This window comes from Stenotrophomonas maltophilia (assembly GCF_013464915.1).
In the GTDB taxonomy this organism is placed as follows: domain Bacteria; phylum Pseudomonadota; class Gammaproteobacteria; order Xanthomonadales; family Xanthomonadaceae; genus Stenotrophomonas; species Stenotrophomonas maltophilia_AT.
This window is the reverse complement of the sequence record NZ_RAVT01000009.1, coordinates 20,327-34,192: the sequence shown is the minus strand read 5'-3', so window position 1 is coordinate 34,192 and position 13,866 is coordinate 20,327. Positions and strand designations below refer to the sequence as shown.

The following is a 13,866-nucleotide window of genomic DNA, read 5'->3' as shown; positions in this document are numbered from 1 at the left end:
CATGCGTGAACCAGAAAAACTCCAGAAGGGCACCATCTACGCAGGTTGATTCCGGGGAATCGATTAAGCGTTCGTGACTGCTCCGGCGGCGACTCCTTGCCAGATCGAGCTTCCGTGCCCGTCGCCGGTAGTGCCACGACCGCGCCTGCGGTCTTTGACGGCTACCGCGGGCGATGCACTGCCAGCGATGCCTTCAAATGTCACGGTCACGGCACCAGGGGCACCGTGACCGCTTCAAACAATTACTTCAGGGTCAGCGACGACTGGTCGACGGTGACGCCCGGGCCCATCGTCGAGCTGACCGAAACCTTCTGCAGGTAGGTGCCCTTCGAGGTGGCCGGCTTGGCCTTGATCAGGTCCAGCAGCAGCGCGGTCAGGTTCGACTTCAGCGCGTCTTCGGCGAAGTCGGCCTTGCCGATGGTGCAGTGGATGATGCCGGCCTTGTCGGTGCGGTAACGGACCTGACCCGACTTGGCGTTCTTCACGGCTTCACCCGGGTTCGGGGAAACGGTGCCGACCTTCGGGTTCGGCATCAGGCCGCGCGGGCCCAGCACGGTGCCCAGCTTGCCGACGACGCGCATGGCGTCCGGGGTCGCGATGACGACGTCGTAGTTCAGATCGCCGGCCTGCATCTTCTCGGCCAGGTCATCCATACCGACGGCTTCGGCGCCAGCGGCCAGGGCTTCATCAGCCTTGGCACCGGCCGGAGCGAACACGGCGACGCGGACCGACTTGCCGGTACCGGCCGGCAGCACGGTGGAGCCACGGACCTGCTGGTCGGACTTCTTCGCATCGACGCCCAGGCGCACAGCGACGTCGATCGACTCGACGAACTTGGCCTTGGTGGCGCTCTTCAGGATGTTGATCGCGTCCTCGAAGGCGTATGCCTTGCCCGGAACGACGGCGGCCTTGATGGCCTTCTCACGCTTGGTCTGTGCCATCTTATTAACCCTCCACCACGAGGCCCATGGAACGGGCAGAGCCAGCGATGGTACGCACGGCGGCGTCCAGATCGGCGGCAGTCAGATCCGGTTCCTTCGCCTTGGCGATCTCTTCCAGCTGCTTACGGGTGACCTTGCCGACCTTCTCGGTGTTCGGGCGCTTGGAGCCCGACGAGATGCCAGCGGCCTTCTTCAGCAGGGTGGTGGCCGGGGTGCTCTTGGTGATGAAGGTGAACGTACGGTCCGAGTAGGCCGTGATGATCACCGGAACCGGCAGACCCGGCTCGAGCTTCTGCGTGGCAGCGTTGAACGCCTTGCAGAATTCCATGATGTTCAGGCCGCGCTGACCCAGCGCAGGACCGACCGGCGGCGAGGGGTTGGCCTGACCGGCCTTCACCTGCAGCTTGATGTAACCGACAACTTTCTTTGCCATGAGTATGCTCTCCGGGTGCTAGCGCCTTTCGACAACAGGCTCCCCATCGGACCGGGAATCACGCGTCCCGGCATCGCGTTTTGAAATCATGCTGAAGGCCACCTTGCGGCGGCCTCGTCCTGCTGGCTTCCCAGCGGGGAGCCGCGCACTATATCAGGTTTTTTCTTCACATGCCTGAAGCGGCACATAAACGAACGAAACCGGGCAGCGCCCGGTTCCTGGTTCTGTAGCGGTCGAGCCTGCTCGACCCTGCAGCCGATCAGACGGCCTTTTCGACCTGGCCGAACTCGAGCTCGACCGGGGTGGCACGACCGAAGATCAGCACCGAGACGCGCAGGCGGCTCTTCTCGTAGTTGACTTCTTCGACGACGCCATTGAAATCGTTGAACGGGCCATCGGTGACACGGACCATCTGGCCCGGCTCGAACAGCACCTTCGGGCGCGGCTTCTCGACACCTTCCTGAACGCGGTTCAGGATGGCCTCGGCCTCGGAATCGGCGATCGGCAACGGGCGGTCGGCGGTGCCGCCGATGAAGCCCATCACGCGCGGGGTTTCCTTGACCAGGTGCCAGCTTTCGTTGTCGATGCGCGGGATACCGGCTTCTTCGTGGGTCTCGATCTGGACCAGCACGTAACCCGGGAAGAACTTGCGCTCGGAACGGCGCTTCTGGCCAGCGCGCATCTCGACCACTTCTTCGGTCGGGACCAGGACATCGCCGAAGCGCTCTTCCATGCCGTCACGGACGATGCGATCGCGCAGAGCCTGCGCCACCGACTTCTCGAAGCCCGAATAGGCGTGAACGACGTACCAACGCTTCATGCAATTCTCCTTAGCGGCTCAGGAACAACTGAACCAGCCACTGAATGACGTAATCGAACCCACCCAGCAACAGACTGAGAATGGTCACCACCACCATCACGACCCAGGTCATGCGGATGGCTTCCTGGCGCGTCGGCCAGACCACCTTGCGCAGTTCGAAGCGCGACTCGGAGAGGAATTCGCGGGTGTCGCGCCCCTTGCCGGTCAGCATGAACACGCCGATACCGCCAACCAGACCGACCACGACCGCCAACGCACGCAGCTGACCCGCCCACGCACCCAGCTGGGTTGCGCGACCGGAGTCGGCGGAGAACCAGAACCAGACGAACAGACCGGCCAGCACCAGCAGCGATGCGGCGACATACTTGACGATATCCCCACCGTTGGCGGAGTTGTCCTTGGAGTGTTCGATCTTGCTATTCATCAGGCTGTGTCTGCTTTAGCGGCCCAGGCCGCTGGATAAGGTGGGCAGATGGCACGCCAGGAGGGACTCGAACCCCCAACCTGCGGTTTTGGAGACCGCTGCTCTGCCAATTGAGCTACTGGCGTACGTTTTGAAACTTGCCTTCCCTTAGACGGCGAAGGCGGACCGAGGTTCCCGGCCCGCCATTCGCGTAACCGGCGGCGCTATGCAACCACCGGTACTGCAGGCTTACTCGATGATCTTCGAGACCACGCCGGCGCCGACGGTACGGCCGCCTTCGCGGATGGCGAAGCGCAGGCCTTCGTCCATTGCCACCGGGTTGATCAGGGTGACGACCATCTTGACGTTGTCACCCGGCATCACCATTTCGACGCCTTCCGGCAGAGCAGCTGCGCCGGTGATGTCGGTGGTGCGGAAGTAGAACTGCGGACGGTAGCCGTTGAAGAACGGGGTGTGACGGCCGCCCTCGTCCTTCGACAGGACGTAGACTTCGCCTTCGAACTTGGTGTGCGGCTTGATCGAACCCGGCTTGGCCAGGACCTGGCCACGCTCGACGTCGTCACGCTTGGTGCCGCGCAGCAGCAGGCCAGCGTTGTCGCCTGCCTGACCCTGGTCCAGCAGCTTGCGGAACATTTCAACGCCGGTCACGGTGGTCTTCTGCACCGGACGGATGCCGACGATTTCGATTTCGTCGCCAACCTTGATCACGCCGCGCTCGATACGACCGGTCACCACGGTKCCGCGGCCCGAGATCGAGAACACGTCTTCCACCGGCATCAGGAACGGCTTGTCGATCGCACGCTCCGGCTCCGGGATCCAGCTGTCCAGGGCGTCGACCAGCTTCAGGATGGCCGGCACGCCGATGTCGCTCTGGTCGCCTTCCAGCGCCAGACGGGCCGAACCGGCGATGATCGGGGTGTCGTCGCCCGGGAAGTCGTACTTGCTCAGCAGCTCGCGCACTTCCATCTCGACCAGCTCGAGCAGCTCGGCGTCGTCAACCATGTCGGCCTTGTTCAGGAACACGACGATGTACGGCACGCCGACCTGACGCGACAGCAGGATGTGCTCGCGGGTCTGCGGCATCGGGCCGTCAGCGGCCGAGCACACCAGGATCGCGCCGTCCATCTGGGCGGCACCGGTGATCATGTTCTTGACGTAGTCAGCATGGCCCGGGCAATCGACGTGGGCGTAGTGACGGACCGGGGATTCGTATTCGACGTGCGCGGTCGAGATCGTGATGCCACGAGCCTTTTCTTCCGGAGCGGCGTCGATCGAGGAGTARTCCTTGAACTCGCCACCGAAGCGCTCGGCACCGATCTTGGTCAGTGCGGCGGTCAGCGTGGTCTTGCCGTGGTCGACGTGACCGATGGTGCCGACGTTGACGTGCGGCTTGGTGCGCTCGAACTTACCCTTGGCCATGGCTGCTTATCTCGAATTCGTCTGAGAGGTGATGCTTAAGATGGTGCTCACGAAAGGAATCGAACCTTCGACCTCTTCCTTACCAAGGAAGTGCTCTACCGACTGAGCTACGTGAGCCGAGTTTTGCATTATGACATGAACTCGATAATATTCAAAGTTCATTCAATGGAGCGGGAGACGGGAATCGAACCCGCACCATCAGCTTGGAAGGCTGAGGTTCTACCATTGAACTACTCCCGCGCCGGGAATGTCACAACGTGAAACTGGTGGAGGGAGGTGGATTCGAACCACCGAAGGCGTAAGCCAGCAGATTTACAGTCTGCCCCCGTTGGCCGCTTGGGTATCCCTCCTTACCACCCCATCCCGTTGCCGCCGAAGCGTCGCGGTGTGTGGTGGTGAGCCGCTTATTCTGCTGATGGGACGGGGGCCTGTCAACGCTTTTTTCCATCTTTTTCACACGTTGTCGCAAACCCATTGATACGCAAGGTTATTGCCCGGGGACCGGCAGGGTCTCGCTGGCGAAAATTGCGACATGAGGGACACCGTCGGCGCCGATCCAGCCCCGATACATGCCCTGGGTGTTGAACGGCGTGGCCATTTTTCCGTCTGCGGCGAGCACGATCGCACCGCCATCGCCGCCCATCTGCGGAATCGTCTCGTTGATCACGCCCTTGCCGGCCTGCTCCGGGCTCTGCCCCTGGTAACGCATGCGCGCGCAGATCTCGTGCGCGGCGGCGCTGCGGATGTAGTACTCCCCCCAGCCGGTGCCGGACACCGCGCAGCGCGCGTCAGCCCAGGTACCGGCGCCGATGATCGGCGAATCACCCACACGGCCGTAGCGCTTGTTGGTCATGCCACCGGTGGAGGTGCCCGCCGCGAGATGCCCCTGCGCGTCCAATGCGACCGCACCCACGGTACCGAAGTGCTTTGCGGTCTCCAGGTCGGCATGCGCCTGGCCGCTGGCCTCTTCCTCCAGCGCGCGCTGCAGCTGCTGCCAGCGCTTGTCGGTGCGGAAGTACGACGGATCAACCAGGGTGATGCCCTGCTCCACCGCGAAGGCTTCGGCGCCCTGCCCGACCATCATCACGTGCCGGGATTTCTGCATCACGGTCTGCGCCAGCAGGATCGGGTTGCGCACCCGCTGCACGCCGGCCACCGCGCCCGCAGCCTGGGTGGCGCCATCCATCACCGCCGCATCCAGCTCGTTGCGGCCGTCGTGGGTGAACACCGCCCCCTTGCCGGCATTGAAGGTGGGATCGTCCTCCAACACGGTGATCGCCGCGGTGACCGCCGCCAGCGCCGGGCGACCCGCGGCCAGTTCGGCATGGCCCTTCAGCAGTGCCGCCCGCAGCGCGTCACGTGCCGCCTTCTCTTCGGCCGCTGACAGGTCCTTGCGCTCGACGCCGGCGCCGCCGTGGATGACCAGCAGCGGCGAGGCGGCCGGTGCGGCCTGGGCGAGCAACGGCAGGGACAGCAGCGCGGACAGCGCCAGGCGCAGTTTCATCGGGTACGTCTCCAGCAGGTGTAGTGAAGGATTAGCACGGGTAGTGCCGGCCGCTGGCCGGCACCGGTCGCATCAGGGAAGGCGAGTTGCCGGCCAGCGGCCGGCACTACCGGGAAGGACGATCATTGACGGACGACTTCAATCTCGCCGTCGCTGACGTCGGCCACGGCCTGGTAATCGGCCTCGGCCTGGAAATCGTCCAGGCGCATGCGGCTGCCACTGGCGACCACCGTCACCGGCACTGCATGGAAGCGCAACGGCTCACCTTCGACCAGGCGGTCCGCATCACGCCCTGGGCTGACCACCCAGACCTTGCCTTCGCCGTCGGCACTGTAGACCTGGGCCTGGCCATCCGGTTCGACGCAGAGGGCGGTGTCCTCGTCGACCCCGATGCCGACGATATCGGGGTCGCCACTGTCCTGTGCGGCGCGCGCCACGAACACGATCAGGCGACCGAGCCGGTCGCGCTTGTCGAAGTGGGTGTCGGTGACGACGCGCTGCAGGTAGGGCATCTGCAGGAAGCCGCTGTCCATGGTCACCGCGCTGCCCATCGGGTCGGCCAGGGCTCCGGCCGAGGTGATGCTGCCACCATCCATCGCGCCGTAGGCATAGCCACCGAGGATCGCCAGTCCGGCGCTGGTACCGGCAATCGGCTTGCCGGCACGCACATGTGCATTGAGCGCGCGGTTGAGCGCGGTGCCCTTCCAGAAACGGATGTAGCGCGACTGGTCGCCGCCGGCGATGAAGATGGCATCGGCCGCTGCAACCACGCGCAGCACGGCGGGATCGTCCGCGCCGCGGCGGCTGTCGAAGACCAGGGTCTGCACCGCGGTGGCCCCACCGATCTCGCGATAGAGCCGGTCCTGCAGCTCATCGCTGCCGGAGGCGCGAAGGATCAGCACGCGGCCGTTGCCGGCCTGCCTGAGCCACCATTGGAAGGCTTCGGGCACCCATTCGCCGCCGCCCATCAGCATCATCGCCGGTGCGCGTGGACCGGGCCTCGGCGCCTCCAGGTCACCCGTTTCGTAATAGGCAAATCCAGGCCCCTGCAGATCCTCGGCAAGGGCTGCGAGGGGCCAGGCCAGGACCAGCAGTGCCAGCCAGAGGAAGCGTCCGCGCAGGGGGCTATGGGGGCGTCGCATCTTGATCTCCCTGAACAAAATCGACTTGCAAGCGTTTTCACTCTTTGCCAGATAGAGACCCAGTAGTCAAGGACATAAAAAAGGCGTTAAATGCGCGCGCCCATTCCGGAAATCTGAATGGGGGACATGGCCCCTCCTCCGCGGGCCGGCTTCACTTCCGAGAATTCCTCATGCGTAGAAAGGCGATGGCGTGGTCGATCCAGCTGGCGTTGATGGGCGTGGCTGCTTCCGCGGCGGCCCAGGCTCCGGCTTCCTCTTCGGTTCAACAACTGGACGCGGTGCAGGTCACCGGTTCGCGCATTCCGCGCGCCCAGGTGGAAGGCCCCGCCCCGATCACGGTGATCAGCGCCGAGCAGATCCGCTCCAGCGGCTTCACCACCGTGCCGGACGTGCTGCGCGCGATGACCCAGAACGGCGGTGAGACGCAGAGCCAGCAGTCCTCCAGTGGCGCCGACTTCTCGCCGGGCGCCCAGCAGGTGGACCTGCGCGGCCTGGGCCCGAACCACACACTGGTACTGGTCAACGGCCGCCGCATCGCCGACTTCCCGATGCCGTTCAAGGGCCGCAGCAACTTCACCGACGTCTCCAACATCCCGCTGGGCATGATCGAGCGCATCGAAGTGCTGACCGGCAGCGCCTCGGCCATCTACGGCTCGGACGCGATCGCCGGCGTGGTCAACTTCATCCTGAAGAAGAAGGCCGACGGCACCACGATCGACATGCGCATGGGCACCACCAGCGAAGGCGGTGGCGAGTCGTTCGACATGAGCCTGGCCAGCGGCTTCAGCCGCGGCAACTTCAACGCCGTGTACAGCGTCGAGCTGCAGTCGCAGACCCCGCTGTGGGCCTATGAGCGCGACATCCAGGATTCGACCCAGGACGGCCCCACCGAGGGCTCGCGCATCGCGCGCCGCGCCTACCTGCGCACCGACTACGACGACAACTACCTGGACCCGGGTGCCGCCACCTGCGAAGCGCTGGCCGGGCAGAACCAGGGCAGCACCTACCGCGCCTACCGCCCGAAGTACGGCTACTACTGCGGCAGCGACAGCTCTATCGGCTACGGCACCATCCTCAGCAAGCGCCGTGGTGCCAACGGCTACGCATCGCTGAGCTACGACTTCGACAATGGACAGCAGTGGTTTGCCGATGTGCAGCTGGGCTACCACACGATGTCGCTGATGCGCGATGTCACCAAGTGGGGCCGGATGGATGCCAGCGGCGATGAGTCGGGCTATTTCAACAACCAGGCCACCGGCGAGATCGAGTTCTGGCAGCGCCAGTTCTCGCCCGAGGAAATGGGCGGCCTGCGCAACGCCATGGTGCGCAGCACGCAGAAGACCTTCAGCGTGACCACCGGCTTCAAGGGCAACCTGATTGGCAACTGGGACTACGAAGCGGCGCTGAGCCACTCGCAGTACCAGTCGCGGATCAGCTGGGCGCAGATCATCGCCGCCAAGGCCAATGACCTGTTCCTGGGTCCGCAGCTGGGCGTGGATGATGATGGCTTCCCGATCTACAACGCAGACCCGTCGCGGCTGTACCGGCCGCTGACCCGCGCCGAGTACGATTCGATTGCCGCACGCACCACCTATTCGCCGAAGTCGCGCACCGAGACGGCAGCGTTCACCCTGACCAACCCGGCGCTGTTCGGCCTGCCGGGCGGTGATGCCGGTTTCGCCGCGACCGTGGAAGTGGGCCAGCAGGCCTACGCGCTGAATCCCGATCCGCTGGCCACCCAGTACTACTACTACAGCTGGAAGGATTCGGACGGCCAGGGCTCGCGCAACCGCTGGGCGACCGCCGCCGAGCTGCGCATGCCGCTGCACGAGACGGTCAACCTGAGCGTGGCCGGCCGCTACGACCAGTATCGCTATTCGGGCCACACCATCGGCAAGGCGACCTGGAGCGGCGGCCTGGAATGGCGCCCGATCGACACCCTGCTGGTACGTGGTTCGTATGGCACCGCGTTCCGTGCGCCGGACCTGCACTACGTGTTCGCCGGCCCGGGCAACGACGAGACCACCGCCGAGGACCTGTACAGCTGCCGTGCCGACGGCGCCAGCGACTGCTCCGACTACGAACGCAACCTGATCCGCAGCCGCACCGGCAACCGCCAGCTCGACCCGGAAACCAGCACCTCGTGGAGCGCCGGCTTCGTCTGGTCGCCGGCGATCGGCCTGGACCTGTCGGTGGACTGGTTCGACATCGACATGCGCAAGCAGGTGCAGGACATGGACGTGCGCACCATCCTGGCCAACGAAGCGAACTGCCGGCTCGGCACTGCCGACATCAGCTCGCCGACCTGCGTGGATGCGCTCGACCGCATCACCCGCACCAGCGATGGCCGCCTGTATGGCGTGCGCGTGGCCCCGATCAACGTCGCCCGCGAGTCCACCTCCGGCATCGACGTCGGCCTGCGCTACCGCCTGCAGACCGTCATCGGCGACTTCATCCTCAATGGCACCCACACCTGGGTGAAGAAGCACGATTTCCAGCGCTACCCCGGCGATCCGACCCTGGACCAGTTCGCGGTCAACAGCGGATTCGACATCCCGCGCACCAAGACCAGCCTGAGCGTGACCTGGGAGAAGGACTCGTGGTCGGCCACGGTCTACGGTTCGCGCCTGGGCAAGCTGCCTACCTCGGACAACTACGACCAGTCGTTCGACTGGGAAAGCGGTGACAGCCCATACGTGAAGGCGACGTACCGCTACAACGCGTCGGTGCAGTACCGCTTCGACGACCATTCGCGCCTGTCGCTGTCGGTGGTCAACGTGTTCAACAAGATGCCGCCGAAGGACGCCACCTACACCGCGTACCCGTACTACGACGTGTCCTGGTTCGACAGCGTCGGCCGCACGATCAACCTGCAGTACACCCACAAGTTCGGCGGCAGCGCGCTGTAAGCGCCCGGCCAACGCCGATACAGGAGCCCCCCCGCTTCGGCGGGGGTTCTTTTTTCCGCCGCCTGAACGGTTTCCAGGCAGGGGCTGCGGCCTGCCCGGCCCGCGGCGGCTTTTTAGGAAACGGCTGATTCCGCGCCATCCGCGCCGCCTCCTAGCATGTTGCATGTTCCGCTTCCCCCGCCCCTCGCTGCAGCAGGCCGTGCCACCGACCACCGCGTCGGTGCTGCTGCGCTGCCTGACCGTGTGCGTCTTCATCTGCCTGGCCGCCGCGGCCGGCTTCTACCTGCTCACGGCATTCACCGAAGACATCTCGACCCATCGCCGCGAGATGAATGCAGCGGCCTACAGGGCACAGATCTATTTCGACCAGCGCGAAGCCCTGCTGCGCTACCTGGGCGATTCGGTGGTGACGGGCAACCCGGATGCACCTGCGGCGGACAGTGAAGGGATGCGGCAGGTGCCGCTGGACGGTGCTGGCGGCCAACCGGGCCAGCGGCTGCTGTTGTCAGCGCGCGCCGAGCACACGCTGCAGGCGCTGCAGACGCACCTGCTGCTGGTCGATGCGCGGGGCGCGCATTGGCTGGCCGGTGGCGAGGTCGATGTCGACCTGGCGCGCCTGCCATCGCTGCGCGTGCTGCAGGCGCGCAACGGCGGCGTGGAGGGGGCCGACCCGGTGTACTGGCTGCGCCCAGGTGACAGTGGCGTTGCATTGGCCCAGCCGGTAAAGGCAGGCCCCCATCCGACGCAGTGGCTGATGCTGCTGCTCGATGGCGCGGCGGCGGCGAGCATGATCGACGGCCAGGGCATCGGCGGCTATGCACTGCTCGACCGTGCGGGGCAGCCGGCATTGTCGAGCCAGGCGCCGCGGCTGGATGGTGCCGGCTGGAAGACTCTGCGGGAGCGCCAGGACGACAGCTTCGGCACGTTGTGGAGCGGCGGGCTTCCGCGCGGCGTAGCGCTGGTGAAGGGGGTTGGCAATGATGGCTGGCGGTTGGTCTACCACCTGCCGCCACGGCTGCTGCTGGGCGACCTGGCGGTGCCCCTGCTGATCGGCGTGCTGTTGCTGCTGCTGGCCGGCCTCGCGCTGCGCCTGCTGCGGCATCGCGTGGACCTCCAGCTGATCCAGCCGGCCCTGCAGCAACACCGTCGGCTGCTGGAGAACCTGGATTTCAGTTCGACGGTGATCGACATGGCGCCGGTCGGCATCTGCGTCCTGCGCCGCAGCGACCGCGCGCTGCTGCTCTCCAACCAGCTGCTGCGCGACTGGCTTGGCGAAGAAGGCGAACACAGCGACTGGCAGGCGCCATGGCGCGGACATGCCGGCGAGCGCGGACGCGGGCTGGAATTCACCACCCGCGATGGTCGTCAGCTGCAGGTGCTGCACGCGGCCTGCCGCTACCAGGGCGATGACGTGCTGCTGTGCGTGTTCCATGACATTTCCCGGCACCGCCAGGCACAGGCCGCGCTGTCGTCGGCACGCCAGGCCGCCGATGCGGCCAACCAGGCCAAGAGCGCATTCCTTGCCACGATGAGCCATGAAATCCGTACTCCGCTCTACGGCGTGCTGGGCACGCTGGAGCTGCTCGGGCACACCTCGCTGGACGCCCGGCAGTCGCAGTACCTGCGCACCATCGAGAGTTCCTCGTCGGTCCTGCTGCAGTTGATCAGCGATGTGCTGGATGTTTCCAAGATCGAGTCCGGGCAGCTCAGCCTGGAGCCGGCGGCGTTCTCGCCGCGCGAGCTGACCGAGAGCGTGCTGCGCAGCTTCGCCGCGTCGGCCACCTGCAAGGGCCTGCAGATCCTGGTCTGTACCGACCCACGCCTGCCAACGCGGGTGCTCGGTGATGCCGACCGCATCCGCCAGGTGCTGGGCAACCTGCTCAGCAACGCGATCAAGTTCACCGAGCATGGCCGGGTGGTGCTGCGCGTGCGCCAGGTGCAGCGCGAAGGTGAATCGAGCGTGCTGGCCTGGCAGGTGACCGATACCGGCGTGGGCATCGCTGCGGAGGAACAGGCGCGGTTGTTCGAACCGTTCCGCCAGGTCCGTGGCGCGGCCAGTGCGCAGGGCACCGGGCTGGGCCTCTCCATCAGCGACCGCCTGGTGCGCCTGATGAGCGGCGAGCTGCAGGTGGTGAGCGAGCCCGGCCTGGGCAGCAGCTTCAGCGTGCGCCTGCCCTTGCCGGTGCTCGCCGCCGCCGAGGATGGCCCGACCCTGCAGCCGGAGCCACCGATCCTGGTGCGTGGCCGTGATCGCGAACTGGTCGACAGTGCCTGCGGCTGGCTGCGTCGCTGGGGCGCCAACGCGCAGCCCCTGCAGGGCGACCCTGCACTGCTGGACCATGACGGCGCGATCCTGATGGACGGCGAGGCCGGCATGCCGTTGGCCTGGGCAGGCCCCCGCGTGGTGGCATCGATCGACGGCGGTGACCAGCCCATCCTCGCCGCTGATGGCAGCCTGGTGGTGACCCTGCACGGGATGACCGCGATCGGCAATGCATTGGCCAACCTGCAGCAGCAACGTGCGGCGCTGCCGGAGGCATCGCGCGCGGCAACGCCGATGCCGCTGGGCCTGCACGTGCTGGCCGTCGAAGACAATCCGATCAACCGGGTGATCCTGGCGGAGCAGCTGCGCACCCTCGGCTGCGAGGTGGAGCTGGCACAGGACGGCGTGGAAGCCCTGCAGCGATGCCGCGAGCAGTCTTTCGACCTGGTGGTGACCGACATCAACATGCCGCGCATGGACGGCCACGCGCTGGCCCGCCAGCTGCGCGATGACGGCAACCCGGTGCCGGTGATCGGCGCCACCGCCAATGCCACCGCCGAGGAGCGCGAGCGCTGCCTGGCCAGTGGCATGCAGGGCTACCTGAGCAAACCCATCGACATCGCACGCCTGCGCAAGGCACTCAACGCCCTGCGCCAAGGAGACCCCGCATGACCCAGCGTGTCCTGATCCTGGAAGACCAGCCCTTCCAGCGTGGCTTCCTGGCCAACCTGTTCGGCAGCCACGCCGGCGTGCAGGTCGATGCCTGCGAGGACGTGGATGCGGCCATCGCGCTATGTGCGTGCCAGGCCTACGACCTGGTGGTCAGCGACCTGCTGATGCCTGGGCAGGACGGCATCCAGTTCATCCAGGCGCTGGCGGTACAGCCGCGCCCGCCCCGCCTTGCGGTGGTCAGCGCCGCGCCGCGCCGGATGATGACCTCGGCACGGCTGATGGCCGAATCGCTGGGGCTGGATGTGATCGGCCTGCTGCCCAAGCCGGTGGCGGCAGCCGATGTGGATGCCCTGTTCGAGGCCCTGGCGCAGGCGCGTCCGGCTGCCGGCGAGGCCCGCGCGCGCGCCGCAGCCGCGCCCGAACCGGATGCTTCGCAGCTGCGCCAGGCCATGGCCGATGGCAGCCTGACAGCCTGGTTCCAACCGAAGAAGTCACTGCAGTCTGGACGGATCGTGGCAGCCGAGGCACTGGTGCGCTGGCGCCATCCGCAGCTGGGCACGCTGGCCGCGGGAAGCTTCCTGCCGGCAATCTGCCGCTACGGGCTGGAGGGCGATCTGCTGCGGATGATGCTCAAGGCCAGCATCAACGCACAGGCACGCTGGCGCAAACAAGGCTTCCGGGTACCGGTATCGATCAATCTGCCGCCGCATCTGCTGGAGCAGTCCGACCTGCCTGACGAGCTGCTGGCACTGACCCTGGCCAACGGCGGTACGCCCGGCGAATTGTGCTTCGAACTGATGGAAAACAGCACCACGCGGCACGTCAGCGACTTCTATGCCGGCGCCTGCCGCCTGCGCATGAAGGGCTTCGGCCTGGCCCAGGATGATTTCGGGCAGGGCCTGAGTTCGGTCCACAACCTGGTCAATACCCCCTTCACCGAGGTCAAGATCGACCGCGCTCTGGTCAGCGGCTGTGCCCGCGACCCGGCGCTGCACCTGACCCTGTCGACGGTGATCGCACTGGCCAACCAGCTGGGCCTGACCATCGTGGCAGAAGGCGTGGAAAGCGATGCCGACCTGGCTGCACTGCGGCAGCTGGGGTGCAGCCAGGTGCAGGGCTTCCTGATCTCGCAGGCGCTGCCGTCGGATGAGTTCACCCGCCTGCTGGACGAGGAAGCGCCCCAGTTGGACGAGTCGCCGCGAGCCGCCCTGCGCTGACACGAATTCCACGGCGACTTCACGAAATCATCAAGTGGCATTGACGATCCTGTCTGTGCAGCGGCGGCGGACCTCCATCCGTTGCTGCCCATGGTGCCGCTGACCGCTCCCTGCTCCGAGAC

The 13,866-nt window shown here is 66.1% G+C and carries 10 protein-coding genes and 4 tRNA genes; 3 read left to right on the top strand and 11 right to left on the bottom strand.

The features are described from left to right. Nucleotides 1-242 precede the first annotated feature (242 nt). The 11 genes from rplA to D7T59_RS03235 form a co-directional block, all read right to left on the bottom strand. Nucleotides 243-941, bottom strand: coding sequence for a 50S ribosomal protein L1 (gene rplA / locus D7T59_RS03285; RefSeq protein ID WP_004154350.1), 699 nt, complete (start codon nt 939-941; stop codon nt 243-245). 4 nt (nt 942-945) lie between these two features. Beyond that, nucleotides 946-1,374: a 50S ribosomal protein L11 gene (gene rplK, locus D7T59_RS03280; protein WP_004145248.1), complete on the bottom strand. Its 429-nt coding sequence runs from the start codon at nt 1,372-1,374 to the stop codon at nt 946-948. A 259-nt stretch (nt 1,375-1,633) separates the two neighbouring features. Further along, entirely contained in the window at nt 1,634-2,194 is a 561-nt protein-coding gene (gene nusG, locus D7T59_RS03275) for a transcription termination/antitermination protein NusG (RefSeq protein ID WP_004154362.1), read from the bottom strand. Between the two features lie 10 nt (nt 2,195-2,204). Beyond that, nucleotides 2,205-2,618, bottom strand: a complete 414-nt coding sequence (gene secE, locus D7T59_RS03270) for a preprotein translocase subunit SecE (RefSeq protein WP_005408202.1) — start codon at nt 2,616-2,618, stop codon at nt 2,205-2,207. 49 nt (nt 2,619-2,667) lie between these two features. Next, a tRNA-Trp gene (locus D7T59_RS03265) sits at nt 2,668-2,743 on the bottom strand. A 103-nt stretch (nt 2,744-2,846) separates the two neighbouring features. Continuing rightward, a complete protein-coding gene (gene tuf / locus D7T59_RS03260; RefSeq protein ID WP_004154360.1) occupies nt 2,847-4,037 on the bottom strand; it encodes an elongation factor Tu in 1,191 nt (396 codons plus the stop codon). A 41-nt stretch (nt 4,038-4,078) separates the two neighbouring features. Further along, nucleotides 4,079-4,154 (bottom strand) — tRNA-Thr (locus D7T59_RS03255). 49 nt (nt 4,155-4,203) lie between these two features. Beyond that, a tRNA-Gly gene (locus tag D7T59_RS03250) sits at nt 4,204-4,277 on the bottom strand. 24 nt (nt 4,278-4,301) lie between these two features. Further along, nucleotides 4,302-4,387 (bottom strand) — tRNA-Tyr (locus D7T59_RS03245). Between the two features lie 137 nt (nt 4,388-4,524). Next, on the bottom strand, nt 4,525-5,541 hold the full coding sequence (locus tag D7T59_RS03240; RefSeq protein WP_180850929.1) for an isoaspartyl peptidase/L-asparaginase family protein: 1,017 nt from the start codon (nt 5,539-5,541) through the stop codon (nt 4,525-4,527). Between the two features lie 122 nt (nt 5,542-5,663). Further along, complete coding sequence (locus tag D7T59_RS03235) at nt 5,664-6,683, bottom strand: cyanophycinase (RefSeq protein WP_180850930.1); 1,020 nt, start codon at nt 6,681-6,683, stop codon at nt 5,664-5,666. 170 nt (nt 6,684-6,853) lie between these two features. Here D7T59_RS03235 and D7T59_RS03230 point away from each other — a divergent pair, with 170 nt between their 5' ends. The 3 genes from D7T59_RS03230 (at nt 6,854) to D7T59_RS03220 (ending at nt 13,744) form a co-directional block, all read left to right on the top strand. After that, nucleotides 6,854-9,592: a TonB-dependent receptor plug domain-containing protein gene (locus D7T59_RS03230; RefSeq protein ID WP_180850931.1), complete on the top strand. Its 2,739-nt coding sequence runs from the start codon at nt 6,854-6,856 to the stop codon at nt 9,590-9,592. A 163-nt stretch (nt 9,593-9,755) separates the two neighbouring features. After that, complete coding sequence (locus D7T59_RS03225; RefSeq protein ID WP_180850932.1) at nt 9,756-12,527, top strand: response regulator; 2,772 nt, start codon at nt 9,756-9,758, stop codon at nt 12,525-12,527. Beyond that, on the top strand, nt 12,524-13,744 hold the full coding sequence (locus tag D7T59_RS03220; RefSeq protein WP_180850933.1) for an EAL domain-containing response regulator: 1,221 nt from the start codon (nt 12,524-12,526) through the stop codon (nt 13,742-13,744). The genes D7T59_RS03225 and D7T59_RS03220 overlap by 4 nt, the downstream gene beginning before the upstream one ends. Nucleotides 13,745-13,866 lie beyond the last annotated feature (122 nt).

What these genes read in the sequence shown, in the direction of transcription:
- rplA (WP_004154350.1), bottom strand. Translation starts at nt 941, where the DNA reads ATGGCACAGACCAAGCGTGAGAAGGCCATCAAGGCCGCCGTCGTTCCG.
- rplK (WP_004145248.1), bottom strand. Translation starts at nt 1,374, where the DNA reads ATGGCAAAGAAAGTTGTCGGTTACATCAAGCTGCAGGTGAAGGCCGGT.
- nusG (WP_004154362.1), bottom strand. Translation starts at nt 2,194, where the DNA reads ATGAAGCGTTGGTACGTCGTTCACGCCTATTCGGGCTTCGAGAAGTCG.
- secE (WP_005408202.1), bottom strand. Translation starts at nt 2,618, where the DNA reads ATGAATAGCAAGATCGAACACTCCAAGGACAACTCCGCCAACGGTGGG.
- D7T59_RS03240 (WP_180850929.1), bottom strand. Translation starts at nt 5,541, where the DNA reads ATGAAACTGCGCCTGGCGCTGTCCGCGCTGCTGTCCCTGCCGTTGCTC.
- D7T59_RS03235 (WP_180850930.1), bottom strand. Translation starts at nt 6,683, where the DNA reads ATGCGACGCCCCCATAGCCCCCTGCGCGGACGCTTCCTCTGGCTGGCA.
- D7T59_RS03230 (WP_180850931.1), top strand. Translation starts at nt 6,854, where the DNA reads ATGCGTAGAAAGGCGATGGCGTGGTCGATCCAGCTGGCGTTGATGGGC.
- D7T59_RS03225 (WP_180850932.1), top strand. Translation starts at nt 9,756, where the DNA reads ATGTTCCGCTTCCCCCGCCCCTCGCTGCAGCAGGCCGTGCCACCGACC.
- D7T59_RS03220 (WP_180850933.1), top strand. Translation starts at nt 12,524, where the DNA reads ATGACCCAGCGTGTCCTGATCCTGGAAGACCAGCCCTTCCAGCGTGGC.